General features: G+C 70.6%; 25 protein-coding genes and 1 riboswitch. Of the genes, 5 read left to right on the top strand and 20 right to left on the bottom strand.

Translation table 11 applies throughout. From position 1 onward, the window contains the following. Position 1: 1 nt before the first annotated feature. Both CHC05_RS00775 and kdd read right to left on the bottom strand, forming a co-directional pair. Entirely contained in the window at positions 2 to 1,558 is a 1,557-nt protein-coding gene (locus CHC05_RS00775; protein WP_089243557.1) for an amidohydrolase, read from the bottom strand. Between the two features lie 4 nt (positions 1,559 to 1,562). Then, a complete protein-coding gene (gene kdd / locus CHC05_RS00770) occupies positions 1,563 to 2,645 on the bottom strand; it encodes an L-erythro-3,5-diaminohexanoate dehydrogenase (protein ID WP_089244632.1) in 1,083 nt (360 codons plus the stop codon). 126 nt (positions 2,646 to 2,771) lie between these two features. Here kdd and CHC05_RS00765 point away from each other — a divergent pair, with 126 nt between their 5' ends. Next, positions 2,772 to 4,160: a KamA family radical SAM protein gene (locus CHC05_RS00765; RefSeq protein WP_089243555.1), complete on the top strand. Its 1,389-nt coding sequence runs from the start codon at positions 2,772 to 2,774 to the stop codon at positions 4,158 to 4,160. 45 nt (positions 4,161 to 4,205) lie between these two features. Here CHC05_RS00765 and CHC05_RS00760 read toward each other — a convergent pair whose 3' ends face one another. From CHC05_RS00760 to CHC05_RS00745, 4 genes are all read right to left on the bottom strand, one after another. Next, the gene (locus CHC05_RS00760) at positions 4,206 to 4,400 is read right to left on the bottom strand and encodes a CsbD family protein (protein ID WP_089244630.1); all 195 of its coding nucleotides are present in this window, start codon (positions 4,398 to 4,400) and stop codon (positions 4,206 to 4,208) included. 71 nt (positions 4,401 to 4,471) lie between these two features. Continuing rightward, complete coding sequence (locus CHC05_RS00755) at positions 4,472 to 4,918, bottom strand: SRPBCC domain-containing protein (RefSeq protein WP_144022434.1); 447 nt, start codon at positions 4,916 to 4,918, stop codon at positions 4,472 to 4,474. Positions 4,919 to 5,769: 851 nt separating this feature from the next. Next, complete coding sequence (locus CHC05_RS00750; protein ID WP_089243551.1) at positions 5,770 to 6,567, bottom strand: hypothetical protein; 798 nt, start codon at positions 6,565 to 6,567, stop codon at positions 5,770 to 5,772. Positions 6,568 to 7,062: 495 nt separating this feature from the next. Beyond that, positions 7,063 to 8,361: a chorismate-binding protein gene (locus CHC05_RS00745; RefSeq protein ID WP_089243549.1), complete on the bottom strand. Its 1,299-nt coding sequence runs from the start codon at positions 8,359 to 8,361 to the stop codon at positions 7,063 to 7,065. Positions 8,362 to 8,483: 122 nt separating this feature from the next. Here CHC05_RS00745 and CHC05_RS00740 point away from each other — a divergent pair, with 122 nt between their 5' ends. Further along, on the top strand, positions 8,484 to 8,687 hold the full coding sequence (locus CHC05_RS00740) for a DUF5999 family protein (RefSeq protein WP_089243547.1): 204 nt from the start codon (positions 8,484 to 8,486) through the stop codon (positions 8,685 to 8,687). Between the two features lie 103 nt (positions 8,688 to 8,790). Here CHC05_RS00740 and gcvP read toward each other — a convergent pair whose 3' ends face one another. Further along, positions 8,791 to 11,655, bottom strand: coding sequence for an aminomethyl-transferring glycine dehydrogenase (gcvP, locus tag CHC05_RS00735; RefSeq protein WP_089243545.1), 2,865 nt, complete (start codon positions 11,653 to 11,655; stop codon positions 8,791 to 8,793). A gap of 86 nt (positions 11,656 to 11,741) precedes the next feature. Further along, a riboswitch (glycine riboswitch) is annotated at positions 11,742 to 11,839 on the bottom strand. A gap of 64 nt (positions 11,840 to 11,903) precedes the next feature. On the opposite strand from gcvP, the gene mgrA reads away from it, so the two are divergent. From mgrA to CHC05_RS00720, 3 genes are read left to right on the top strand one after another with little or no spacing between them, the layout of a single operon-like run. Further along, entirely contained in the window at positions 11,904 to 12,902 is a 999-nt protein-coding gene (mgrA, locus tag CHC05_RS00730) for an L-glyceraldehyde 3-phosphate reductase (RefSeq protein ID WP_089243543.1), read from the top strand. A gap of 40 nt (positions 12,903 to 12,942) precedes the next feature. Further along, positions 12,943 to 13,638, top strand: coding sequence for a SanA/YdcF family protein (locus CHC05_RS00725; protein ID WP_089244628.1), 696 nt, complete (start codon positions 12,943 to 12,945; stop codon positions 13,636 to 13,638). A gap of 24 nt (positions 13,639 to 13,662) precedes the next feature. Continuing rightward, positions 13,663 to 14,721, top strand: a complete 1,059-nt coding sequence (locus CHC05_RS00720; protein WP_089243541.1) for a hypothetical protein — start codon at positions 13,663 to 13,665, stop codon at positions 14,719 to 14,721. Here the strand turns inward: CHC05_RS00720 and CHC05_RS00715 are convergent. The 13 genes from CHC05_RS00715 to CHC05_RS00655 form a co-directional block, all read right to left on the bottom strand. Next, entirely contained in the window at positions 14,718 to 15,323 is a 606-nt protein-coding gene (locus CHC05_RS00715) for a dihydrofolate reductase family protein (RefSeq protein WP_089243539.1), read from the bottom strand. The genes CHC05_RS00720 and CHC05_RS00715 overlap by 4 nt on opposite strands. Next, a complete protein-coding gene (locus CHC05_RS00710) occupies positions 15,320 to 15,784 on the bottom strand; it encodes an SRPBCC domain-containing protein (protein WP_089243537.1) in 465 nt (154 codons plus the stop codon). Before CHC05_RS00710 ends, CHC05_RS00715 begins: the two co-directional genes overlap by 4 nt. After that, complete coding sequence (locus CHC05_RS00705; protein WP_089243535.1) at positions 15,781 to 16,110, bottom strand: ArsR/SmtB family transcription factor; 330 nt, start codon at positions 16,108 to 16,110, stop codon at positions 15,781 to 15,783. The genes CHC05_RS00710 and CHC05_RS00705 overlap by 4 nt, the downstream gene beginning before the upstream one ends. Positions 16,111 to 16,163: 53 nt before the next feature. Continuing rightward, positions 16,164 to 16,742, bottom strand: a complete 579-nt coding sequence (locus CHC05_RS00700) for a MerR family transcriptional regulator (protein ID WP_089243533.1) — start codon at positions 16,740 to 16,742, stop codon at positions 16,164 to 16,166. 185 nt (positions 16,743 to 16,927) lie between these two features. Next, on the bottom strand, positions 16,928 to 17,395 hold the full coding sequence (locus CHC05_RS00695; protein ID WP_089243531.1) for a bifunctional nuclease family protein: 468 nt from the start codon (positions 17,393 to 17,395) through the stop codon (positions 16,928 to 16,930). A 163-nt stretch (positions 17,396 to 17,558) separates the two neighbouring features. Further along, a complete protein-coding gene (gene ftsR, locus CHC05_RS00690) occupies positions 17,559 to 18,239 on the bottom strand; it encodes a transcriptional regulator FtsR (RefSeq protein ID WP_089244626.1) in 681 nt (226 codons plus the stop codon). Between the two features lie 102 nt (positions 18,240 to 18,341). Then, on the bottom strand, positions 18,342 to 18,794 hold the full coding sequence (gene odhI / locus CHC05_RS00685) for an oxoglutarate dehydrogenase inhibitor Odhl (RefSeq protein WP_089243529.1): 453 nt from the start codon (positions 18,792 to 18,794) through the stop codon (positions 18,342 to 18,344). Positions 18,795 to 18,954: 160 nt separating this feature from the next. After that, positions 18,955 to 19,332 (bottom strand): glycine cleavage system protein GcvH, encoded by a 378-nt coding sequence (gene gcvH, locus CHC05_RS00680; protein WP_089243527.1) that lies wholly within the window; start codon positions 19,330 to 19,332, stop codon positions 18,955 to 18,957. Positions 19,333 to 19,349: 17 nt separating this feature from the next. Further along, the gene (locus CHC05_RS00675; protein ID WP_089243524.1) at positions 19,350 to 20,402 is read right to left on the bottom strand and encodes a DUF881 domain-containing protein; all 1,053 of its coding nucleotides are present in this window, start codon (positions 20,400 to 20,402) and stop codon (positions 19,350 to 19,352) included. Between the two features lie 15 nt (positions 20,403 to 20,417). Next, entirely contained in the window at positions 20,418 to 20,750 is a 333-nt protein-coding gene (locus CHC05_RS00670; protein WP_089243522.1) for a small basic family protein, read from the bottom strand. Beyond that, positions 20,751 to 21,605, bottom strand: coding sequence for a DUF881 domain-containing protein (locus CHC05_RS00665; RefSeq protein WP_089244624.1), 855 nt, complete (start codon positions 21,603 to 21,605; stop codon positions 20,751 to 20,753). Between the two features lie 358 nt (positions 21,606 to 21,963). Continuing rightward, positions 21,964 to 22,641: a cardiolipin synthase ClsA gene (clsA, locus tag CHC05_RS00660; RefSeq protein WP_089243520.1), complete on the bottom strand. Its 678-nt coding sequence runs from the start codon at positions 22,639 to 22,641 to the stop codon at positions 21,964 to 21,966. 108 nt (positions 22,642 to 22,749) lie between these two features. Next, positions 22,750 to 23,526 carry an alpha/beta fold hydrolase gene (locus CHC05_RS00655; RefSeq protein ID WP_218824376.1) on the bottom strand — a complete coding sequence of 259 codons (777 nt, stop codon included), beginning with the start codon at positions 23,524 to 23,526 and terminating at the stop codon, positions 22,750 to 22,752. Between the last annotated feature and the right edge of the window lie 111 nt (positions 23,527 to 23,637).

Below are 23,637 nucleotides of genomic sequence, written 5' to 3'. Positions count from 1 at the left end.
CTCACTCCTCGAACACCGTCACACCGCGTACGACCGTGCGCAGCGCCCGGGGCAGCGGGGTCGGGTCGTCCGGACCGCGCTCCTCCGGGTTCGTGGACACCAGGTTCGGCAGGCCGCCCGTCACTCCCGCCGGGGTCTGCCACACCGCGAACGTCGCCGGCGCGCCCTTGGCGAGCACGCCCTCGCTGTCGCGGTGGATCGACCGCCACGCGCCCTTGGTGTGCGACGCGAACGCCGACCGCAGCGCCATCCGGTGCGCCGGGTTGAAATGCGACACCGCCGCCCGCACCGAACCCCACGGGTCCAGCGGCGTCACCGGCGAGTCCGAGCCGAACGCCAGCAGCACACCCACGCCGTGCATCGAGCCCATCGGGTTCGACTCCATCGAGCGGGTCACGCCCAGGCGCTGCGCGTACATCTGCCTCGGTCCGCCCCACAGCCGGTCGAAGGCCGGCTGCATGCTCGCCGTCAGGTTCAGCTCCACGAACGCCGCGATCATCGCCTTGTCGACGAGCTCCGCGTGCTCGACCCGGTGCCGGGCCTGCCGGACCGCGTCGAGGCCCAGCACCTTCGCCGCGCCCGCGAGGCCCTCGAGGACGTCGTGCAGGGCCGCGTCACCGATCGCGTGGAAACCGCCCTGGGTGCCGTGCGCGTGGCAGTCGAGGATGTGGTCGCGGGCCTGGTCCGCCGAAACGTAGGAGAAGCCACAACCGCCACCGCCCAGGAACGGCTCCCGCAGGTACGCCGTCCGCGAGCCGAGGGCGCCGTCGGCGTACAGGTCGCCGCCCGCGCCGACCGCGCCGAGCTCCTTGGCCTTCGCGGCGGCCATCAGCTCGCCCCACCAGCCGTACACCTCGGGCAGGCCGTGCTCGGGGCCCGCCAGGGCGAGCAGGCCGGTGAAGTCGGCCTCGTTCGACGTGCCGGGGCCGCCGCACTCGTGCAGGGCGCCGATGCCGAGCTGTGCGGCCCGCTTGAGCGCGGTGCGCTGCGCGTGCTCCCGCTGGGCCGTTCCGATCGAGCCGAGCGCGACCTCGCGTACCGCGTGATGGGCTTCCTCCCGGACCCAACCGGTGTCGGAGTAGCCCGGCTCGCTGGTGGCTCTTGGCGCGGCTTGGAGGAGGGCGGTCGAGGCCAGGGCGCTGTGCACCGACGCCTGCGTCAGGTAGACGCGGCGGCCTCCCGCCACCCGGTCCAGGTCGGCCGCGGTCGGGGGGACCTGCTGCGGCCACTTCGACTCGTCCCAGCCGTGACCCATGACGATCGCGTCCGCCGGCTGCGTCGTCGCGTAGAGCGCCACCGCGTCCAGCAGCTCACCCGCCGACGCCGCCGCGCTCAGGTCCAGCCCACCCAGCACCAGGCCCGTGTCGGTGGCGTGCACGTGCGCGTCGACGAACGCCGGCGTGACCAGGGCACCGCCCAGGTCCACCGTCACGTCCGCGCGCGGGGCGTCAGCGGCGGGACCCAGCCAGGCGATCCGGCCGTCCTGGACGAGCAGGGCGGTCGCCTGCGGCTCGGCCGGCGCGTAGAGGGCGCCACCCGTGTAGAGCGTCGATTCCATGGGCTCAGTCTGCCCGCAGCCGCGCGTCGAAGAGGCTCCGAACGCCCGGCTCGGAGCGCAGCAGGCTCAGGGCGAACTCGGCGTGGCCCGGCACGTACCCGTTGCCGACCAGCATCGTCACATCCGCCGCCAGGCCCTCGGCACCCAGCGCGGCGGCCGCGAAGCTCGTCGCCATCGAGAAGAAGATCACTGTGCCGCCCTCGTCGGTGGCCAGGATCGCCCCATGCTCGCAGCCGGGGACGTCGACACAGACGACCGTGACGTCGGCGGGCTTTCCCAGCGCGCGGGTGACGGCCTCGGCCAGCTTCACGGGGTCGCGGGCGTCGGCGATCGCGACGGTGTCGGCGAGCCCGGCTTTTTGGAGGCGGTGAGCCTCGTGGTCGGTCGGCACGATGCCGACCGTGCGACGCGCGCCGGCGCGCCGGGCGGCCGCGAGCGCGAGCGAACCGCTCTTGCCCGCACCGCCGAGCACCGCCACCGTGTCGCCGGCTGGATGCCGGGGGTCCTCAGCCGTCGCGAGGCTGCCGCCTCGCGACGCCTTCCGGTCGCTGACCACCCTGCTGGTCAGCGCCGGCGCGCCGCACACGTCGAGCACCGCGAGAGCGAGCTCGGCGGGCAGGTCGTCAGGAAGCTTCGCCACGATCGACCGGGCGAACAGGATCGCGTGGCCCTCGGCGGGCACCTGCTCGCTGTGGCCGTCCCAGCCCTTGAGGCCGTCCGTGATCTTCAGCGGGGTCAACGTCAGCGACACCAGCGTCGCGACACGGTCACCCGGGGTCACGTCGAGCGGGGATCGCGCGCCCTTCGCCTCGACGACCCCGATCAGCATCCCGCCCGAACCCGTTACCGGATTGTGCATTTTGCCCCGGCTGTCCACGATGCTCAGCACCTCGGCGCGCACCGCGTCACCGTCGCCACCGTGCTTCTCCCGCAACTGTCGGTAGCTGGCGGCGTCGAGATTGAGCCTTTCTACCCGAATCCGCACCTCGTTCGGCCCGATTTCGGGACGATTGTCCACACGCCACGCTGCCTGCGGCAGCACGCCCGCCGGCTCGACGACGCGGTGCAGACCGACGGGTGAGGTCACGGACGACTCCTTGATCAAATCGGTATGGCAGGAAAACTTACGGCAGAATAGTTTGTTGACAAAAGATTTTCCAGTAGCCTTCGCTCGCTGCGGTACACCCCACCGCCGGGAAAGAGGAGGAACCACGTGACCGTCGACCTCGGCTCGCGGACCCCCGAAGCGATACCCACCGAGGTGGGCGCCGGACAGCCTTACGAATACCGGAGGCGCCCGCTCGTCGAGCCCGACTGGACCCGCTTCCCCGGCTGGCGGCACGTCACCCGCGACCAGTGGGAGTCCGCGCAGTGGCAACGCGTCAACTGCGTCAAGAACGTCAAACAGCTCCAGGCCGTCCTCGGCGACCTGGTCGGCGAGACGTTCTACAAGGACCTGATCGAGGACCAGAAGGCCCTCGCCACCATGTCCATGCTCGTACCCCCGCAAATGATCAACACGATGATGCCCACCGGCCCGATGAGCACCGAGGCGTTCTACCTCGACCCGGTCCGGCGCTACATGATCCCGGTCGCCTCCGACCGGCGCACCGACTGGCCGTCGCACCCCTACGCGTCGCGGGACTCGCTCCACGAGCACGACATGTGGGTCGCCGAAGGCCTCACCCACCGCTACCCGACCAAGGTGCTCGCCGAGCTCCTGTCGACGTGCCCGCAGTACTGCGGCCACTGCACCCGGATGGACCTTGTCGGCAACTCCACGCCGGCGGTCGACAAGCTGAAGCTGACGCTGAAGCCGGTGGACCGCTACGAGGCCCACATTTCTTACCTCCGTGCGCATCCGGGGGTACGGGACGTCGTGGTCTCGGGCGGCGACGTCGCCAACGTGCCGTGGCGCAACCTCGAGTCGTACCTGATGAGCCTGCTCTCGATCGAGACCGTCCGGGACATCCGGCTGGCCACCAAGGCGCTCATGGGGTTGCCGCAACACTGGCTGCAGCCGGACGTCGTCGAGGGCCTGGAGCGGGTCGCCCGCACCGCCGCCCGCCGCGGCGTCAACCTGGCCATCCACACGCACGTCAACCACGCGCAGTCCTTGACGCCTTTGGTGGCGCGCGCGGCCCAGACCGCGTTGGAGGTCGGCGTCCGCGACGTGCGCAACCAGGGCGTGCTGATGCGGGGCGTCAACGCCACCACGTCCGACCTGCTCGACCTGTGCTTCGCGCTGCAGGGCGAAGCCGGAATTTTGCCCTATTACTTCTACATGTGCGACATGATCCCGAACGCCGAGCACTGGCGGGTGCCGGTGTGGCAGGCCCACCAGCTCCAGCACGACGTGATGGGCTACCTGCCCGGGTACGCGACCCCGCGGATCGTCTGCGACGTGCCGTTCGTGGGGAAGCGGTGGGTGCACATGCTCACGGAGTACGACCGCGAGCGCGGCATCTCGTACTGGACGAAGAACTACCGCACGTCCATCGAGGCTTCGGACGGTGAGGCGCTGACGAAGCGCTTCCCGTACTACGACCCGATCGACACGCTCCCCAAGTCCGGCCAGGACTGGTGGGCCGCGCAGGCATGAGAAAAGGGGGCCCCGTTGATCGGGGCCCCCTTTTTTGTTGCCTTCTTACTTGTCGAACGCGTTCTTGATGTCGCGCCCGGCGTCCTTGACGTGCTCGCCGGCCTGCTTGGCGTGCGCACCGGTCTGGTCGGCCCGCCCCTCGGCCTGAAGCCGCTCGTCGTCGGTAGCGTCGCCGTACTTCTCCTTGGCGCCGCCCTTCAGTTCCTCGACCTTGTTACGCACCTTGTCGGTGAAGCTCATCGTCACTCCAGTCGCCGAATTGTTTCCCTCGGGCAACTGTGAGAGTTCCCTGCCTGGTCGGCGGCGAAACCTCAGCGCTGGGCCCGCACAACCTCGGCCAGTCTCGGCAGGAAGAACTCCCACCCGTCACGATGACTGACGGCATCGTCCCGATCGATCCGGCTGGAGTGGTCGTACTCGCCGTGATTCAGCTGTAGGACCGCACCCGGCTGGACCTGGATGTCGACCTGGCGCCGGGGCAGCTCAGGCGCGTGATCCCAGGCCCAGGAAAACCCGAATCGCCCGGCATCGGGGTCGAGCTCGGTGATGACGCCACGCATGGTCTGGTCAAGGCGATCGAAATAGGCGACGTACTGCCCACCAACCTCTTCCTCGACAGTGAGCTGGGCACCACCCCACCAACGATTGACCGCAGCCGGATCGAGAAAGGCCCCAACCACCTCGGCCGGCGAGGCTCCCGGCACGTCCAAGGTGATCCGCAACCAGGAATCCGCATCACTCGGCATCGAAACCCGCACGACCGACCCTCTCCCCCGTCGTAGCCCGATCCGATTCTGTCAGCCGTCGCACACCCCGTAAGGCATCCTAGGATGGAAGATGGCGGTCTGAATGCGGCGCGGTGCCAGGTTCGCGGGATCCGGCCGTCACCGACCAGGCCCGTCCAGCCGACCGGCAAGGGCAGCGGCATGTCCCGGATCGACGTCACCAGGGTCGAGGCGCACGCCGGGCTCCGACCCCGGTGAAGGGACTCCGGGCAATCGACGAGCCCGCCCGGATCGTGCTCACACTGCGGGCCGCGCACGACCTGAGCCGTGCCACGCTCGGTCGCAACAACCGACGGGCCGGCCGCGGCCAGCCAGCGCGAGGCGGCCGCAGCGCCCGCGCCGACCTCGATGATCCGCCGACCGAGCGTCAACCTCCTCACCACTGCGGGTGCAGGGTCAAGAACGCCAGGGTGTTCTCGCAACACGTGCCGACAGTTTCCACCCCCGTCGCCGGCAGCGGAACCCAGCCGGCCCAACCGGGTTCTCGCATCACCCGGAACCGTCATGTGCGGCCGATCGAGCGGTTTCCGCCCGGCCGGAAGCTTGACCCATCCCTAAGGGGCTGACCGGGTCGGGTTCGGGCTGAGGCGCAGCGGCCATGGCTGGCTGTTCGCCTGACCGAACTCGCCGGGGGGACCTCCGGGCCGGGGCGGCTTGTTGCTGAGACGGCCGGCGGGGAACAAGGTGCTTCGGAGCCGAGGCTGAGTCATCAGCCGCAAGGCCACTCCGCACACCGTCCTAGGATGACGCCGTGGCCTTCTGGCCAAATGATTCTCGCGCTGCCGCAGGGCTTCACCCCCGGGGGCCAGAGCGCCCGTCCGCCGCTAGTGAAGGTCTTGGCAGCGGGGGGTTCTGGGCCTCTGTTCGTTCATGAGAGCGATAATCGTGAAATCGGTCACCCACGTCGGTTTGTCAGGGCTGTCATCGCAGAGGCGTTCCGCCACGATCGAGTCGCGTCGAATGGTTGTGCTCTCGCCGGTCTCCTTCACCAGAACCGTCAGATAGTCTTCCTCTCTTTGAACAACAAAAACGGTCTGCGGAGCCGCTCCGCGCAATTGCATTCTTTCAGCCGGCAGCCAGGGACTTGGAATTACGAGTAACATACCCAAAAAAATCACAGGGAAAAGTCGTACCATAGGCTGTTCCAGCGGAGCCGCCATGTCCGGTCGCAGCGCGTACGCCACGCGTCGGGTCTTACTCCAGCCACGCCGCTCAGCCTCGGCGATTCGCTCCTTCCACCTTCGCCGCTCCCGGTCGCGCACCTCATCGCTAACCGATGGTCCGCTGATTGGCTCGAGCAAGACCATCAAGAAGTTTCCGAAATAAAAGAACCCGACAATCAACACGAATGTCGCCAACAACAAAGGCGGGGAGATAAACACAGCCAGGATAATCATCGCGCCAGATACCAGGGGTGTAGCCCAGGGCGGCGCAGCCGCGCCGTCACGCCTTGCTTTCAGCCAGTAGACCCAGAGCCCAAAGCCGACCCCGAACAACAAGACCGGCGTGAGGCTGAGGTAGGTGCCGAAAAGGATCGCTGGAATGTTGGCCGTGGTCGCGAACAGTCGCAAGGTCGAACGGTCACCGTCGGCGACGACGTACAGCCGGATACCGGCGAGCACTACTGGTAGGGCAGCTACGAGGACCGCCAGATCCACTGGCGAGCCGCCCAGCGGACGGCGCTGGCTTTCCCGCTGGAGAGGTCGCGAGGCTGACGGTTGCCGGGCGCGGCCCAGTCTCGGGGTAGCGACCTGGCGAAGTCGACGAGGCATAAGCACGTCCCAACTGACAGCAAGCGTTCGAAGCTAACCGCTTATGTACCAATAAGCGCCGCCCTACGTTGGTGCGGGCAACTTCCAGGCAACGGCGCGACTACTCTGGTTCGACTTGACGTCGACGTCTGCGTTCGGCGGTCCACCAGACAAGTGCGGCCAGCACTCAACGCGTGCCGGCGACCGTACAGGGAATGGTTGATCGATTCAGCTCGACTCGCGGACGGCTGTGCCGGCAAGCCAGCTCGTTCACAATTGCTCCCGAGCGATTCCAGCATTGGCCGCAAAAGGCCCACGTGGCGTACCCCCAACGGGCTGGACCCAGGTCCCCGCCTCTACAGCGTCCTAGGAAGATGCGAGTAAGCGGCGGATCGGGGCCGCCTTGGCGGCTGCTTCCTCTACCTCCGCCACTGGGTCGCTGTCCCAGGTGATGCCTCCGCCGGCCCACAGGTGCAAGCGGTCCGCGTCCGCCGCCGCGGTGCGGATCGTCAGGCCCAGGTCCAGGTCGCCCGAGGCGTCGATCCAGCCTAGGGCTCCCATGCTCGGGCCGCGGCCGACCGGCTCCAGGGCCGCGATCTCCCCCAGCGCCGCCAGCTTCGGGGCGCCCGTGACCGAGCCGCCCGGGCATGTGGCTCGCAGTAGGTCCGCCAGGCCGATTCCGTCCGCCAGCGTGGCCGAGACCACCGACTCCGCCTGCCACAGGTCGACCCAGCGCCGCAGGGCGAAGAGCTCCTCGACCCGGACCGAGCCCGTGCGGGCCACTCGCGCCAGGTCGTTGCGCTCCAGGTCCACGATCATGATGTGCTCGGCCCGTTCCTTCGCCGACGAGAGCAGCTCGTGCCGTCCCAGCGCCGTCGCCGGGCGGGTGCCCTTGATCGGTCGGATCACCACCCGGCCGCCTGACACGGCGACTAGGGTCTCCGGCGACGCGCAGCCCACCGCCCAGCCCGCGCCCGTGAGCAGACCGCCGTAGCGGGCCCCCGGCAGGCCGCTCAGCCGCGCCAGCGACGGCAGCGGGTCGCCCACGTAGGGCGCCGAGGCGTGGCCCACGACGTTGACCTGGTAGACGTCTCCCCGGCCGATCGCCGAACGGACCGCGGACACCGCCGCCGCGTGCTCAGCGGCCGTCCAGCTCGGGGTCCACTCCCCCAGGTGCCAAGCCGTCTCACCTGGCGGACGCGAGCCAAAAGATTTCCGAGTTATCGGCGCCGAAGAGGGCAGGTGACCAGGTGTGGGGACACGATGTCTGTCCGTGTTCGCACCGGTCCCATCCGCGACCGCGTGCTCATATACCACGGCTACGACGTCCGGGACCGCCGGTGCGGGGGTGGCGCGGGCCACAGGGGCGCCCCGGAGCATGGCGGCTCCGCCCGCTGCGGAGATCAACACCGCGGCGCCGCAGAGGGTTCCGGGGTCGCTTTTCGCTACGGAGCGTGACAGGCTCGGGGTTGAGAGGGACCGCACGTCCAGTCCGTCAGCGACAAGGAAATCTTCGAGATGCTGAGCCGGATCGCCACCGTCCGTAGAGCGCCACTCCCATCTGGAGCGCTCTCTTATACGGAGCGTGCACGAATGCCCGCGACCAGCCAATCCAGCGGAGAGGGCTGGAAGCGTTCCCACTCCGACCGGCCCATGGTTACTCATACGAAGGGTGGATTCTTTCGTGTTTGGACCGGAACTTGCTCGTAGGTGCCCCCGTTGAGGGAGTAGCCTCCGTCACTGTCATGTGAACCATGACACAGCACCCCCATCGTCCGGAGAACCCGATGTGCCAGCACCAACCGCATTGCCCCACCGCTGAAGCGATGGACCGCGACGCCGCCAGGGCCGTGGCTGCCTTTCCCGAGCAGGGCTGGAGCCTGCTCTGCAACGGCGTCATCCTCTTCGAGGACACCGGCGAGCTTCTGCCCGACGGCAGCACCATCGCCCCCCACCGCGGGCCGGCCCGCCACGCCGTCCTCGCGGCCTAGATCGTAGGCCTCCGGCCTAAGAGAACCACGAGCACCGTCGCTCACCCGCACCCACGCTGTGCCGGCCCCGAAAACGCCAGGGCCGGGCACAGCGCGCCGCCAGTCAGTCTTCGAACGCCTCCGGCGACGGGCACGAGCAGACCAGGTTGCGGTCGCCGAACGCACCGTCGATCCGGCGGACCGGCGCCCAGTACTTCCCGACCCGCGACACACCGAACGGGTACGCCGCCACCGAGCGCGGGTACGCGTGCGACCACTCGTCCCCCGACACCATCGACGCTGTGTGCGGCGCGTTGACGAGCGGGTTGTCGTCGCGGGGCCACGTACCCGACGCCACGCTCTCGATCTCCTGCCGAATCGCGATCATCGCGTCGCAGAACCGGTCGAGCTCCGCCAGGTCCTCGCTCTCGGTCGGCTCCACCATCAGCGTCCCGGCGACGGGGAACGACATCGTCGGCGCGTGGAAGCCGTAGTCGATCAGCCGCTTGGCGACGTCGTCCACCGTGACGCCCGTGGCCTTGGTCAGCGGCCGCAGGTCGAGGATGCACTCGTGGGCCACCAGGCCCTTGTTGCCGCTGTAGAGCACCGGGTAGTGCTCCCGCAGCCGCGCCGCCACGTAGTTGGCCGCCAGCACCGCCGCGCCGGTCGCCCGGGTCAGGCCCTCGGCGCCCATCATCCGCAGGTACGCCCACGGGATCGGCAGGATGCCGGCCGAGCCGTGCCGGGCCGCGGACACCGCCGCACCGCCCGCCGTGCCGCCGGCGCGGGCTGAGTGCGAGGTGCGGGAGGAGGTCGCGCCCAGCGGGTCGCCGGGCAGGAATGGGGCCAGGTGACCGCGTACGCCGATCGGGCCCACACCCGGACCGCCGCCGCCGTGCGGGATGCAGAACGTCTTGTGCAGGTTCAGGTGCGACACGTCGGCGCCGAACCGGCCGGGCTTGGCGAAGCCGACCAGCGCGTTGAGGTTGGCGCCGTCGACGTAGACCTGGCCGCCCGCGTCGTGCACCTTCGCGCACAGGGACGCGATCCCGGTCTCGTAGACGCCGTGCGTCGACGGGTACGTCACCATGATCGCGGCCAGCCGGGAGGCGTGCGCGGCGATCTTCGCGTCGAGGTCGACCAGGTCGACGTTGCCGTCCTCGTCGCAGGCCACCACGACGACCCGCATGCCGGCCATCACCGCGGACGCGGCGTTGGTGCCGTGTGCCGACGACGGGATCAGGCAGACGTCGCGGTCGTGGCCGCCGCGCGAGCGGTGGTAACCACGGATCGCCAACAGACCGGCCAGCTCACCCTGCGACCCGGCGTTGGGCTGCACGGAGACGGCGTCGTACCCGGTCACCTCGGCCAGCCAGCTCTCCAGCGAGGTGATCAGCTCGCGATAACCAGAAGTCTGCGAAGCCGGCGCGTGCGGGTGGATGTTGGCGAACTCCGGCCAGGTGATCGACTCCATCTCGGTGGTCGCGTTGAGCTTCATCGTGCAGGAGCCCAACGGGATCATGCCCCGGTCCAGCGCGTAGTCGAGGTCGGAGAGCCGGCGCAGGTAGCGCAGCATCGCCGTCTCCGACCGGTGCGCGTGGAACACCGGGTGGGTCATGAACTCCGAGGTGCGCGCGAGCCCGGACGGCAGGGCCACATCGACATCACCCGTGTACGCGGGTACGCCGAACGCCTGCCAGACCAGGGCCAGGTGGGCGTCGGTGGTGGTCTCGTCGCACGCGATGCCGACCCGGTCGGCGTCGACCTGGCGCAGGTTGACCCCGTGCGCGGCGGCGGCCGCGACGACAGCGGCGGCCCGCCCCGGCACCGACACGGTCACGGTGTCGAAGAACGCGTCGGAGTCGATGGCCAGCCCACCGGCCCGCAGCCCGGCGGCGAGCTTGGCGGCCCGGGCGTGGGTGCGCCGCGCGATCTCCCGCAGCCCGTCGGGGCCGTGGTAGACGGCGTACATGCTGGCGATCACGGCGAGCAGCACCTGCGCGGTGCAGATGTTGCTGGTCGCCTTCTCGCGCCGGATGTGCTGCTCGCGGGTCTGCAGCGCGAGCCGGTAGGCCGGTGCGCCGTCGGCGTCCTTCGACACGCCGACGAGCCGGCCCGGCAGCGTCCGCTCGAGCCCCTTGCGCACGGCGAGGTAGCCGGCGTGCGGGCCACCGAAGCCCATCGGCACGCCGAACCGCTGCGTGGTGCCGGCGGCGATGTCGGCGCCGATCTCGCCGGGCGAGCGCAGCAGGGTCAGCGCCAGCAGGTCGGCCGCGACGGTGACCAGCGCGCCGACCTCGTGGGCGGCGGCGACCAGGTCGGCCTGGTCGCGGACGGCGCCGGAGGCACCCGGATATTGCAAATGGAGCCCGAAGAAGTCGGCCGGCAGCGCGGACGCGCCGGCGGACAGGTCGACGACCCGGACGATGATGCCGAGCGGCTCGGCCCGGCCCTCGATCACGGCGAGGGTCTGCGGCAGCGTGTCGGCGTCGACGACGTACACGGGTGAGGCGTTCTTGGACGACCGGCGGGCCAGCGTCATCGCCTCGGCGGCCGCGGTGCCCTCGTCGAGCATCGACGAGTTGGCCGTGGTCAGCCCGGTCAGGTCGGAGACCATCGTCTGGAAGTTGAGCAGCGCCTCGAGGCGGCCCTGGCTGATCTCCGGCTGGTACGGCGTGTAGGCCGTGTACCAGGACGGGCTCTCCAGCACGTTGCGACGGATCACGGCCGGCGTGTGCGTGCCGTAGTAGCCGAGACCGATCATCGAGACGTTGACGGTGTTGCGGTCGGCGAGGGCGCGCAACTCGGCGATCACCTCGGCCTCGGACGCGGCCGGCGGTAGGTCGAGCCCGCCGTGCCAGCGGATCACCTCGGGGATCGCGGCGTCCATCAGCTCGTCGACGGTGCCGTAGCCGACCTGGTCGAGCATCCGGCGCTCGCTGTCGCGGTCCGGCCCGATGTGGCGGTCGGCGAAGGAGGAAGCGGTCATCGGCGGGAACTCCTGGAGGGGCGAAGGACGAGGTCGACGAGCAACCTCCCCCTCTGTCGTACCCGAAACGGGTCCTCCAGAGTCGCCATGTCCGCGCGGTCCTTTTGCCTGAGAGGTTCCGGGGAGGATTTGCCCCTTCGGCGCCACCGGGCCGAGGCCCGGCGAGCTCTCCCACGCGGATGTGTTCGGCTCAAGTGAACGGTAGCAGTGTTGATGATCCAGAGGGGGATTCGCCTACGCTGACGCGCGTGACCTACCTCCCCTCCGGTGACCGTTACGACGCGATGACCTACCGCCGGGCCGGCCGCAGCGGGGTCCGGCTCCCCGCCGTCTCGCTGGGCCTCTGGCACAACTTCGGCCACGAGCGCCCCATCGAGCGCATGGCCGCCATCTGCCGCCGCGCGTTCGACCTCGGTGTGACCCACTTCGACCTGGCCAACAACTACGGCCCGCCACCCGGCTCGGCCGAGGAGAACTTCGGCCGGATCATGGCCCGCGACCTCAAGCCGTACCGCGACGAGATGATCGTCTCGACCAAGGCCGGCTACCTGATGTGGCCGGGGCCGTACGGCGAATGGGGCTCCCGCAAGTACCTGATCTCGTCGCTGGACCAGTCGCTCAAGCGGATGGGCCTCGACTACGTCGACGTGTTCTACCACCACCGGCCCGACCCGGACACGCCCCTCGAAGAGTCGATGCAGGCGCTCGACTACGCCGTCCGGTCGGGGCGCGCCCTCTACGTCGCGATCTCGAACTACTCCTCGGCACAGACCGCCGAGGCGGCCAAGATCCTGCATGACCTGGGTACGCCGTTGCTGCTACACCAGCCGTCGTACTCGATGATGAACCGGTGGATCGAGCGGGACAGCCTGCTCGACACGCTCGCCGGGGCCGGCGCCGGCTGCATCGCCTACAGCCCGCTGCAGCAGGGCCTGCTGACCGACCGCTACCTCGACGGCGTGCCCGCCGACTCGCGGGTGGCCACCGGCGGCTTCCTCAAGGAGAGCGCGCTCGACGAGCAGACCATGCGCGTCGTGCGCGAGCTGAACCTGATCGCCAAGGAGCGCGGCCAGACCCTCGCCCAGCTCGCCCTGGCCTGGGCGCTGCGGGACGAGCGGATGACCAGCCTGATCATCGGCGCCAGCAGCGTCGGGCAGCTCGAGGACAACATCGGGGCGCTGGCCAACCTGGCCCTCTCGGCCGCGGAGCTCGACGCCATCGACGGTGCGCTGACCAACCCGGCCTGAGCCGGCGCCGGGGGTGGCGGCGATGATCCACAATGAGGCGATGCCCACATCGGAGTCGCCGCCGCCCCGGAAACGGCGCCGCTGGCTGCGCGCGCTGCTGATCACTTTCGTCGTCACGGTGATCGCCGTGCCCGCCGCAGTGGTCGGCGCCGGCATGTGGCTGCGGTCGGGTGCGCGCGGCCACGTCTTTCCGCTCGCCTCGGTGCCGGCGGCCCCGGTCGTGATGGTGCTCGGCGCGCAGGTCTATCCCGACGGGACACCCTCGCCGTTCCTGGCCGCCCGGCTGGACCTGGCCCGGCAGCTCTACGACGCGGGCACCGTGCAGGCGGTGCTGGTCTCGGGCGACCATCGGGAGTTCCGCTACGACGAGCCGGGCGCGATGAGCCGGTGGCTGGTCGAGCGCGGCGTGCCGGAGCGCAAGGTCGTGCAGGACCATGCCGGGTTCGACACCTACGACTCGTGCGTACGCGCGAAGAAGATCTTCGGTGTCGACCGCATGATCGTGGTGACCCAGGGCTTCCACGTCGACCGGGCCGTGGCGCTGTGCCGCGACGCCGGGATCGACGCGGTCGGGGTCGGCGACGAGACGGTGAAGCGGTTCGAGCGGGCCTGGGACCGGGGCGCGTTCCGCGAGCAGCTCGCCGGCGTGAAGGCAGCGTGGGACGTGGCGACGGGCCGCGACCCGGTGTTCCTCGGGCCGCGCGAGACCGGCGTGCAGGACGCTCTCGCCAACTGATCTCCGCCCTGGCAGGATGCGCGGGTGCGCGCTCCCCTCCTCCCCGCCGTGGCGATCGTCGGTCTCGTGGCTCTGCTGGCCGGCTGTGGTGGTGACCCGGCTCCGTCCTTCGAACCGGCGCCCGGCTCGTCCGCCGCGAGCGCCTCCCCCGCCGGCGGCACCGACGCGCTCGGCCATGGACCCACCCCCACCGCGACGCCGACAAAGGCCGCGACCAAGAGCTGCAGCGGGGCGCTGCCGGCCGACAACGTCTGGCGGGCCGACGTGTCCAAGCTGCCCGTGCACGCCCGCTCGGCGGCCATGGTGGCGAGCATCGGCGCGTCGGCGGGGATGCATCCCGACTTCGGCTCGGGCAACTACGAGGGCGCGCCGATCGGGATTCCGGTCACCAGCGTGCCGGCCGGACAGAAGAAGATCCCGGTCGAGTTCGAGTACGCCGACGAGAGCGACCGCGGGCCGTATCCGATCCCGGCCAACGCGAAGATCGAGGGCGGGCCGCAATCGTCGGGCGACCGCCACGTGATCGCGTTCGACAAGGCGGCGTGCAAGGTCTACGAGCTGTTCTCCGCGTACCCGCAGGGCAGTGGCTGGAAGGCCGGCTCCGGCGCGGTGTTCGACCTGCGGTCCAACAAGCTGCGGCCGGCCGGCTGGACCTCGGCGGACGCCTCCGGCCTGTCGATCTTCGCCGGGCTGGTCCGCTACGAGGAGGTCGCGACCGGGCGGATCGATCACGCGATCCGGATCACGGTGCCGAAGACCCGCACCGGCTTCACCTGGCCGGCCACGCACTCCGCCTCGTCGGCCACCGACGCGAACCTCCCCCAGCTCGGCCAGCGCCTGCGGCTCAAGTCGTCGGTGAGCACGGGCTCGATGCCGAAACAGGCGCGGGTCGTGGCGGAGGCGATGAAGAAGTACGGCGTGATCGTCGCGGACCACGGGTCGGCCTGGTACATCTCCGGGGCGCCGGACTCACACTGGGACAACGACGCCCTGCGCGCCCTGAAGTCGTTGACGGGCAGCGACTTCGAGGTGGTCGACACGAGCAGCCTGATCGCCAGCAAGACCTCCGGGGCGGTGCGCTAGACACCCGTGTACGTGCCGGTGGGCGCGTCGCCCGCCGTCTCGTACTCCAGGAGCAGCACGCCGGTCGTGGTGGCCTCGTGGGACACCAGGCGCAGGCCGACCGCGGCGCCCGGATGGTCGAGCAGGCGGCGGCCCGCGCCGACCACGGTCGGGGCGACCACGAGCCGGACCGTGTCGACCAGGCCCGCGGCGAGCAGGGCGTTGCCGAGTCGGGCGCTGCCGTGGATCTGCAACTCGCGGCCGGGTCGCTCCTTGAGCGCCGCGACCTCATCGAACCGCAGCAACGTGGCCGGCTGCCAGGGCGCGTCGGTGAGGGTGTCGGTCACGACGTACTTCGGGAGCCCGTTCATCCGCTCCGTGAACGGGTCTTCTGGGTCGGTGATCTGCGGCCAGGCGGCGGCGAACTCCTCGTACGTGCGCCGCCCGAGCAGCAGGCCGTCGGCCAAGGAGAGCCAGTGCGCGGCCGCCTCGACGAACCGCCCGTCCAGGTGCGGGGTGAGCCAGCCGCCGCGGGTGAAGCCGCCCGTGGTGTCCTCGTCGGGCGAGCCGGGGCCCTGGCTGACACCGTCGAGCGAGACGAACTCGGTCAGCGCGATCCTCATTCGACCACCGCCGCGAGTTGTGCGGTGACCGTGCCCCAGCCGTCGAGGAAGCCGAGCTTCTCGTGGCGGTCCCGGGCGTCGGGGTCGCCGTGCCGGACGACCACGCGGTAGTCGGTGCCGTCCGGGTGGTCCGCGAGGGTGATCTCGGCGGTCATCGCGACCGGTTCGGGGGCGGCCGGGCGCCAGGCGCTGTCGACCGCGTTGGTGAACACGATCCGCTCCTGGTCGTCGACGACTAGGAAGGTGGCGTCCATATGCGGCACGAACGGACCACCGGCGTCGCCGATCGCGGTCACGAGCGCCCCACCCGGCCGCACGTCGAGGCGGTCGACGCGGCACACGGCCGGGGCGGGCACCCACCAGCGCGCGAACCGGGCCGGGTCGGTCCAGGCCCGCCAGACAGCGGCCCGCGACGCCCGAATCACCCGCTCCAGCGTGAGATCCAGCTCGGGATCGGTCATGACTCCTCCTCCGCGAGCAGGGTGGCCAGGCGGTCGGTGCGGCCTTCCCAGACGGCGCGCTGGTCCGCGAGCCAGTCGTCGAGCAGCGCCAGGCGCTCGCGGTTGAGCACACAGGTGCGCACCCGCCCCACCTTGACCGTGTGGATCAGGCCGCTCGTCTCCAGCGTGCGCACGTGCTTCATGAACGACGGCAGCGTCATCGGGAACTCGCGCGCCAGGTCGCCCACGCTCGTGGGTCCCCGGCCGAGCCGCCTGACGACGCCGCGCCGGGTCGGGTCGGCTAGCGCGACGAACACGCCGTCGAGCTCGGCCACATACTGTGCCATGAGGCTAAGTATTGCCACCGAAAACACTTAGCGCAAGGGCTAAGTGTTGGAGCTCAGCCGGCGCGGCGGCGGGCCCGGCGGGCCGCGAGCTCGTCGCCGCTGGGGGCGTCGTCCGCGGCTTCCTCGGCGGGGGCCGGCTCAGCCGGCTCGGCCGGCAGGTGCGACAGCGAGCCCTGGATCTCCTTGAACGCACCGCCGATCGCGATGCCGAACACGCCCTGGCCGCCCTGGAGCAGGTCGACGACCTCCTCCGGCGAACGGCACTCGTACACGGTGGTGCCGTCGGAGATCAGCGTGATCCCGGCAAGATCGTCGACGCCGTGCGAACGCAGCGTGTCGATCGCCTTGCGGATGTTCTGGAGCGAGACTCCGGCGTCCAGGAGGCGCTTGACCACCTTGAGGACAACGAGATCCCGGAACGAGTAGAGGCGCTGCGTGCCGGACCCGGACGCGTCGCGCACGCTCGGCACGACCAGCGTCGTGCGAGCCCAGTAGTCGAGCTGGCGGTAGCTGATGCCGACCGCGTGGCAGGCGGTTACGCCTCGGTAGCCGACGGAGTCGTCGTCCGTGGGGGCCTGCGCCGGGTCGGCGTTGGATCTACCCGCAGGATCAGGATCACGTGGGTCGGGCATGTGGCTACCTCCCCGCCAGCGGGGTGCCGCGTCGTGCCGGAACGCGCACCCGTCAACAGCGCCAACCCTATAGCTCAGATCGACGGTGAGGGCGCAGGCTTTGCGCCGACACGCCGCGATCTGAGGACATCACCCGAGCAACGCTCGGAGTAGCGAGCCTCAGCCCGCGAAGTCCTCCGGGCGACTCAGCCTGCAAAGTCCTCAGGACGGACCTGCTCCAGGAACTCCCGGAACTTCTCCACCTCGTCTTCCTGCTCGTCAGGGATGACGATGCCGGCCTCGGAGAGCACCTGCTCGGCGCACCGGATCGGCGCACCCACCCGCAGGGCCAGCGCGATCGAGTCGCTCGGCCGGGCGGAGATCCGCAGGTTGTTGTCGCCGATCAACAGGTCCGCGTAGAAGACGTTTTCCTTGAGCTCGACGATCTCCACGGCGTTGAGCGGCTGCTTGAGCGCGGCCAGCACGTCGCGGAGAAGATCATGGGTCAGCGGCCGGGCGGGCTTGACGCCCTGCTGCTCGTAGGCGATCGCCGTCGCCTCCACCGCACCGATCCAGATCGGCAGGTAGCGGTCGCCCTCGACCTCTCGGAGCAGCACAATCGGCTGGTTGCTGGGCAACTCGACCCGAACCCCGACCACGCTCAGCTCACGCACTGCGCCTCCGTGTCGTTGTCGTCGTCCCAGTACCGTCACCGGCCCCTTCCTTGCACGGTACACGCGCGAGCGGAGTGCGTCCCGCACGCGCCGTCGGTGCCAAGGGGGAACCAGGTTCGAGCCTACGTGATCTGGGTGACCACGCGGCAGTCCGGCCGGCGCGTCAGCGCCCCAGGGTGTCGCGCAGGCCGGCCCGCACCAGCGCGGCCCGCAGCTGCTGGGCCAGCCCCGTCAGCTCCTGGGCGGCCGCCGCGGCCCGGGCCCGGGCGGCCGGGTCCTTCTGCCGGGCCAGCGGACCCACCAGTTGGGCGAAGAGACCGACCTCACGGTCGGCCGCCGCCTTGTAGGTGCGCAGATGCCGCACCTCGAGCCCGTAGGACACCAGGCCGGCCACCGCCGCGGCGATCACCAGCGCGTCCGCGTCGTACCAGCCTGGGGTGCGCTGGGTGATCATGCCCATTTCCTCGAGCTCGGCCAGGCTGCCGGGGTCGATCCCGGTGCGCTCGACCAACTCGGCCCGCCGCACCAGGGCGTCGGCCGGAGGCACAGGCACGGCGGACGGCTCGTCCGGCACCGCGACCAGCACCGGCCGGCGCGGCGCCACGTCGTCACCCGTGTCCCGGGCTTCCAGCTCGTCCCGGATCACCCGCAGCGGCAGGTAGCGGTCCCGTTGCGCGGACAGCACGAAGCGCAACCGCTCCACGTCGCGCCAGCTGTACTTCCGGTAGCCGGCCGCCGTCCGCTGCGGCTCCACGAGACCCTCGGCCTCGAGGAAGCGCAGCTTGGAAATGGTGGTGTCGGGAAACTCCGGACGAAGCTCCGCCAGAACTTCGCCGATGCTCATGCGGGGCTCAGCGTCGGCCGCGCCGACGCGCGATGGCAGCGTGCGCGGGTCGGCGCCGGCCGCCGCGCCCGTGGCACGTTCGGTCACGCGTCGCCCCACTCCCTAGCCGCGCGCGGACTCCTCGTCGGGGCGCGGCCCCGCGATGAACACCAGCCGGAACTTGCCGATCTGCACCTCGTCGCCGTTGCTGAGGGTCGCCGCTTCGACCCGCTCGCGGTTGACGTAGGTGCCGTTGAGGCTGCCCACGTCGCGCACGGTGAACGTGCCGCCGTCGCGGTGGAACTCCGCGTGGCGACGGGAGACCGTCACGTCGTCGAGGAAGATGTCACTGTCGGGGTGCCGACCGCTCGTCGTCACGTCGTGGTCCAACAGGAACCGCGCGCCCGCGTTGGGCCCGCGCCGGACGACCAGCAAGGCCATTCCCGGCGGCAGCGAGCCCGACATGCGGCCGGGCACGACGTCAGCGTCGGGGCCCTCCAGCACTTCGTCGAGCGAGCCCAGGTTGAGCGTCGACGTGACGTCGAGTGGGGGAAACTCGTCGTCGGGGCGCGTCATCGGTCCACCTCACGGATCTTTTCGCAGCGGCGCCGGGCACCCCGGCCGCCAGTGGGCAGCAGCTTGGAACAAGTCAAAAACAACTTCGCGAGCCTAGCCAGCCCTGAAATCCAGGGTCAACCGGACGCGCGGGCACATCTGTGCTGTCGGGAAGGCTCGGTCAGCCCTCGGTGAGCTCGCGGTAGGCGTCAGCGGTCAGCAGGCCGTCGAGCGCCGCCGGGTCGCTGGGGTCGATCTCCACCAACCAGCCTTCCCCGTACGGGTCCGCGTTGATGGTCTCCGGCTCGTCGACGAGCTTCTCGTTGCGCCCGACGACGGTCCCAGAGATTGGAGCGTAGATCTCGGAGACACTCTTGGTGGACTCGACCTCACCGAACGAGTCGCCGGCCGAGACCTGGGCGCCCTGCTCGGGAAGCTGGACGTAGACGATGTCGCCCAGGGAGTCCTGCGCGAAGTGGGTGATGCCCACCCGCACCGGACCGTCGCCACTGCGGATCCACTCGTGCTCAGCGGTGTATCGCAGGTCGTCAGGGATCACGATCGTTCCTTCGTCCGTCAGCTGACCGGTTTGGCGTGCTCGAGATCGACGGGCGCGGCGATGGCCGTGACCTCGACCGTGTCGTGCTCGTCGACGATCACGTTACCGCCGTCCGCTTTGATAGACGGCACCAGCCCGTCCGGAATGTTGAGCGCCGTGCGCATCGTCGGTGGATCTCCGATGACCGTGATCGTGTACGGGCCGGTCAGCCGCTTGCCGGAGACCTCCAGCCCGCCCTCGGCGTCGATGAAATAGGTGCTCGCCACGATCCGCACCAGCGTGCCGTCCGCGCCGGCGATCTGCATGGCCTCCGCGTCGGCGCCGCGCAGCTCCTGCACCGCGTTGAGGATGTCGGACGCCGCGATCGCCTGTGGACCGGCGACGAACCGGATCGTCAACCCGGGGCCTTGGGCTTTCGCGGCGCCGGCGAGGATGGCCAGCTCGTCGGCCCTCTTGGTGGCCTCCTCCAGCGCCGCGGTGCGGCCTTGGGCGCCCGATTGAAGCTGGCGCTGGCTGTCCTGGAGGGAGGCGATCTCGCGCTGGAGGCGGTCCTCCTGCGCCTGCAGGTCGGACTGGAGCCGCACGAGGTCGTCCTCGCGCATGGCCGCCAGGTCGGAGTCGCCGGACTTCCCACCAAGCTGAATCGCCAGCGTGAACCCGAGTAGGGCCAGCAGGACCAGAATGATCACACCCGCAGTGCTGCGCTTCTTGCGTGGAGCGGCCGGTGGAGGATCGTCAAGATCAGAATCGTCATCTGATACGCGCGACGGAGCGTCCGTAACCCCGGAGGAGCGCTCGCCGCGGGGCAGAGCCACCGTCTCCTCGTCAGCGCCGGCGTCAGGCGGCTCGGGTGGGGACGACTCCCCGTTTGTGTCGTCGGTGAGCGGGGTGAGCCGCACCGTCTCCTCGTCCGGGCCTTCGTCAGGCTTCTCGGCCGGAACAGGGCTGGGCGCTGGTCGAGGCGTTGCCGAGCGACCAGGGGTCGGCCGGCGGGCCGGTGGCTGCAGGGCCCGGGTCGGCTCGTCGGAGGTCGGGTCGTCGCCGGTGGTGTCGCGTGGGGCGTCGGTCATCGTCGTCCTCCCGCGTCAGGCCCGGAACAGGTGGCGGCGGATGGCGGCCACGTTGCCGAAGATGCGCACGCCGAGCACGACCACGACGCCGGTGGAGAGCTGCCCGCCCACGCCGAGCTGGTCGCCGAGGTAGACGATCAGGGCGGCGACCAGCACGTTCGAGATGAACGAGATGACGAACTGCTGGTCGTCGAAGATGCCGTCGAGCTTGGCGCGGACGCCGCCGAAGACCGCGTCCAGGGCCGCGACCACCGCGATCGGCAGGTACGGCTCCAGCCAGCCGGGCACGGTCGGGCCGAACACCAGGCCGAGGACGACACCCACGACGAGGGCGAGTACGGGGATCATCTAGCCGCCTCCGGACGGGCTCGAGGAGGATGTCACGGGCGTCGGGGTCGCGCTGGGCGGCGCCGGAAGGGTCGCGTAGTTGAGCGTCGGCTCGGTGGCCGCCGGCAGGTTGAGGTCGTCTTCCTGGTGCGTGTCGAACCCGATGTGCTCGACGTCGGCGACCTTACGCATGAGAGCGGCCGCGGCGCTGTCCTCGAACCGGTCCTCGAGGTCGCCGGGGCCGATCACGCGGATCTCGTAGGGACTCGTCACGGGCCGGAAGTCGACCAGGATCGCGCCGCCGGCCTTGCGGATCGTCGAGGTCGCCGTCAGCCGCTGGTCGTTGACCGCGATCGCCTCGGCGCCGGACGCCCACAGCGCGTTGGTGACGAGCTGCAGGTCGCGATCGAAGATCCGGCCGAGCTCGTGCTCACCACCGTCCTCGGCCGCGTCGGCGGCGTCGGTCAGCCGCACGACGAGCCCGTCGCCGGTGACCCGGCGCAGGCCGGTGGCAGCCTCGGTCTCCCGCTGCTTCGCGGCCTGGTTGGCGCCGAGAGCGGCGTCGCGCTCGCGGGCCACCTCGTCGCGCAGCCGGTCGGCCTGGCCGCGCAGGCTGTCGGTGGTCGCCTGGCGGGCTTTGATCTGGCTGACCAGGTCGGCCCGGGCCTGACTACGACGCGGCTCGTCGGCCATGGTCTGCCGATAGGCGACCGCGAACAGCAGCCCGATCAGCCCGGCCACCAGCACCGCCGCGGTCCGCCGGGTGGTCTGCCGCCAGCCGGTAGGCGGGCCGGACTTAGCGCGACGCGCGGCCGCGTCCGCGTACCCGGGATCAAGCGGGTTGCTGAACAGCTCGGAGAGGAAGTCCGGCGACATCCAGCGCCGCTGGACCGGCCGCTCGGGCTGCTCGGGCTTCTCCACTGGGCCGCTCACGCCGGCCCCCCAACGCGTGGTGACTCGCCGTGCCCAGACTGGCCCTGCCGACGCCCTCGCCCAAGCTCGGTCATACCGGCCCCACGGTGCATGGCAACCCACTGCGCGCGGGCCGGGCCCTGCTGATGACGCCCTCGCCGAGGCTCGGCCATCCCCGCCCCACGGTGCATGGCAACCCGCCCCGCCCAGGCGGACCCTGCTGATGACGCCCTCGCCGAGGCTCGGCCCTGCCGGCGCCCGGTGGGCGGAGACCCGCCCCGCCCTGGCCGGATCAGCTGACGATGCCCTCGCCGAGGCTTGGTCATGCCGGCTCCCCGGTGCGGGCGGCGGCGCCCTCCGCGCGGCCGGCGCGGATGACCCGGGACGCCTGGCCGACGTAGAGGAAACCGGCGATCCAGTAGAGGACGATGCCCCACCAGGCCAGGCCCCAGCCGGCCGCGGCGGCTCCGGTTTCGATGGCCGGCACCGCCTTGGCCAGGAGCAGCACCGGGAACGCGGCGAGCAGGATGAAGGTGGCCGTCTTGCCCAGGTAGTGCACCTGGGGTGGGCCGAAGCCGTTGCGCCGGAGCACCGCCAGACAGACGATCATCATCAGCTCGCGGGCCACCAGGGCGGCGGTGAACTCCCAGGGGACGATCTCGCGCCAGGTGAAGGCGACCAGTACGGCCAGGATGTAGAGCCGGTCCGCGAGCGGGTCGAGCAGCTCACCGAGGCGGCTGACCTGGCCGAGCCGGCGGGCGACCCAGCCGTCGATCCAGTCGCTGCTGCCGCCGACCGCCAGCACGATCACGGCCGCTACGTCGTGGTGCGGTCCCAGCATCAGCCACAGGAAGATCGGGACTCCGACGAGCCGCAGGAAACTGATCAGATTGGGCAGAGTGAGGACACGATTCGACGCGACGGCGGGCGAACTCGACACCGCTGCCTCCTCCACCGCGACGGGCCTGTCCGGCACCGCATGGGCGGTGCCGCCCGCCATCGGCGGCCGCGAAACGGACACGGCGGGCGCGCGGGACCAACCCCCTGATCATTGGCCGTGCCACTATATCGGCCATGGCATGACACGCCGAGCCCGCCGTGGCGACGCTCACCGAGCCAGGAGATCGCCGATCTCCGCGGTGATCTGTTCCGGGCGTTCCGCCGGCAGCAGGTGGCCCGCACCGGCGAGCTCCACGAGCCGGGCGCCGGCGATGCCGTCGGCCAGGGTACGGGCGATCGCCGGGAAGTCGGGCGCGTCGGCGTCACCCACCGCGACCAGCGCCGGCGCCTGGATCAGGTCGAGCAGCGTCGATGGCCGGGCGGTGTCGTCGGGTAGCTCGTGCGACTCCGTCACCGTCTGGTTGGCCAGCGCGACCCGCATCGCCGGAGCGACCTCGTCGGCCAGCGACCGCAGGACGGGCGACCAGTCGCGCACCGGGCCGCGCACCCACATGTCGAGATTGAGGGCCAGCGCCCCGTCGAGATCGCCGGCCTCGAGCAGCTTGCCCTCGGCGGCGCCGTACTCCCGCACCTCCGGGCCCCACTCCCAGCCGGACACCGGCGCGGCGAGCAACCCGAGGTGGGTGACCCGCTCCGGCCACCGGGTGGCGAACTCCAGCGACACGTAGCCGCCGAGCGAGTTGCCCACGACCGCGGTGCGCTCGACCCCCAGCGAGTCGAGCAACGCGGCCAGGTCGTCGCGGTGCCGGAACCCGGCGGTGGGGGGCGGTGTGCCGCCGAATCCCCGCAGGTCGTAGCGGATGACGGTGTAGTTCTCCGCCAGCACCTCGGCGACCCGGTCCCAGCTGCGGTGGTCGGCGACGCCGCTGTGCACGAGCACGACAGGCGGCCCGGACCCTTCGACGACGGCACGAATGTCCGACAAACGACACTCCTCGATCGAGCGATTGATTTCGCGGGCCAGTAAACCCGGCGCCCGTGTTTCGCACGACCGGTTATTGCCCTTGTCACCGCGAAGCTGGCTCGAGCGAAGCTC

This window comes from Asanoa hainanensis, assembly GCF_900188485.1.
Classification (GTDB): Bacteria; Actinomycetota; Actinomycetes; order Mycobacteriales; family Micromonosporaceae; genus Asanoa; species Asanoa hainanensis.
Note: the sequence above shows the minus strand (reverse complement) of the source record. Positions and strands in the feature narration are given on the sequence as shown.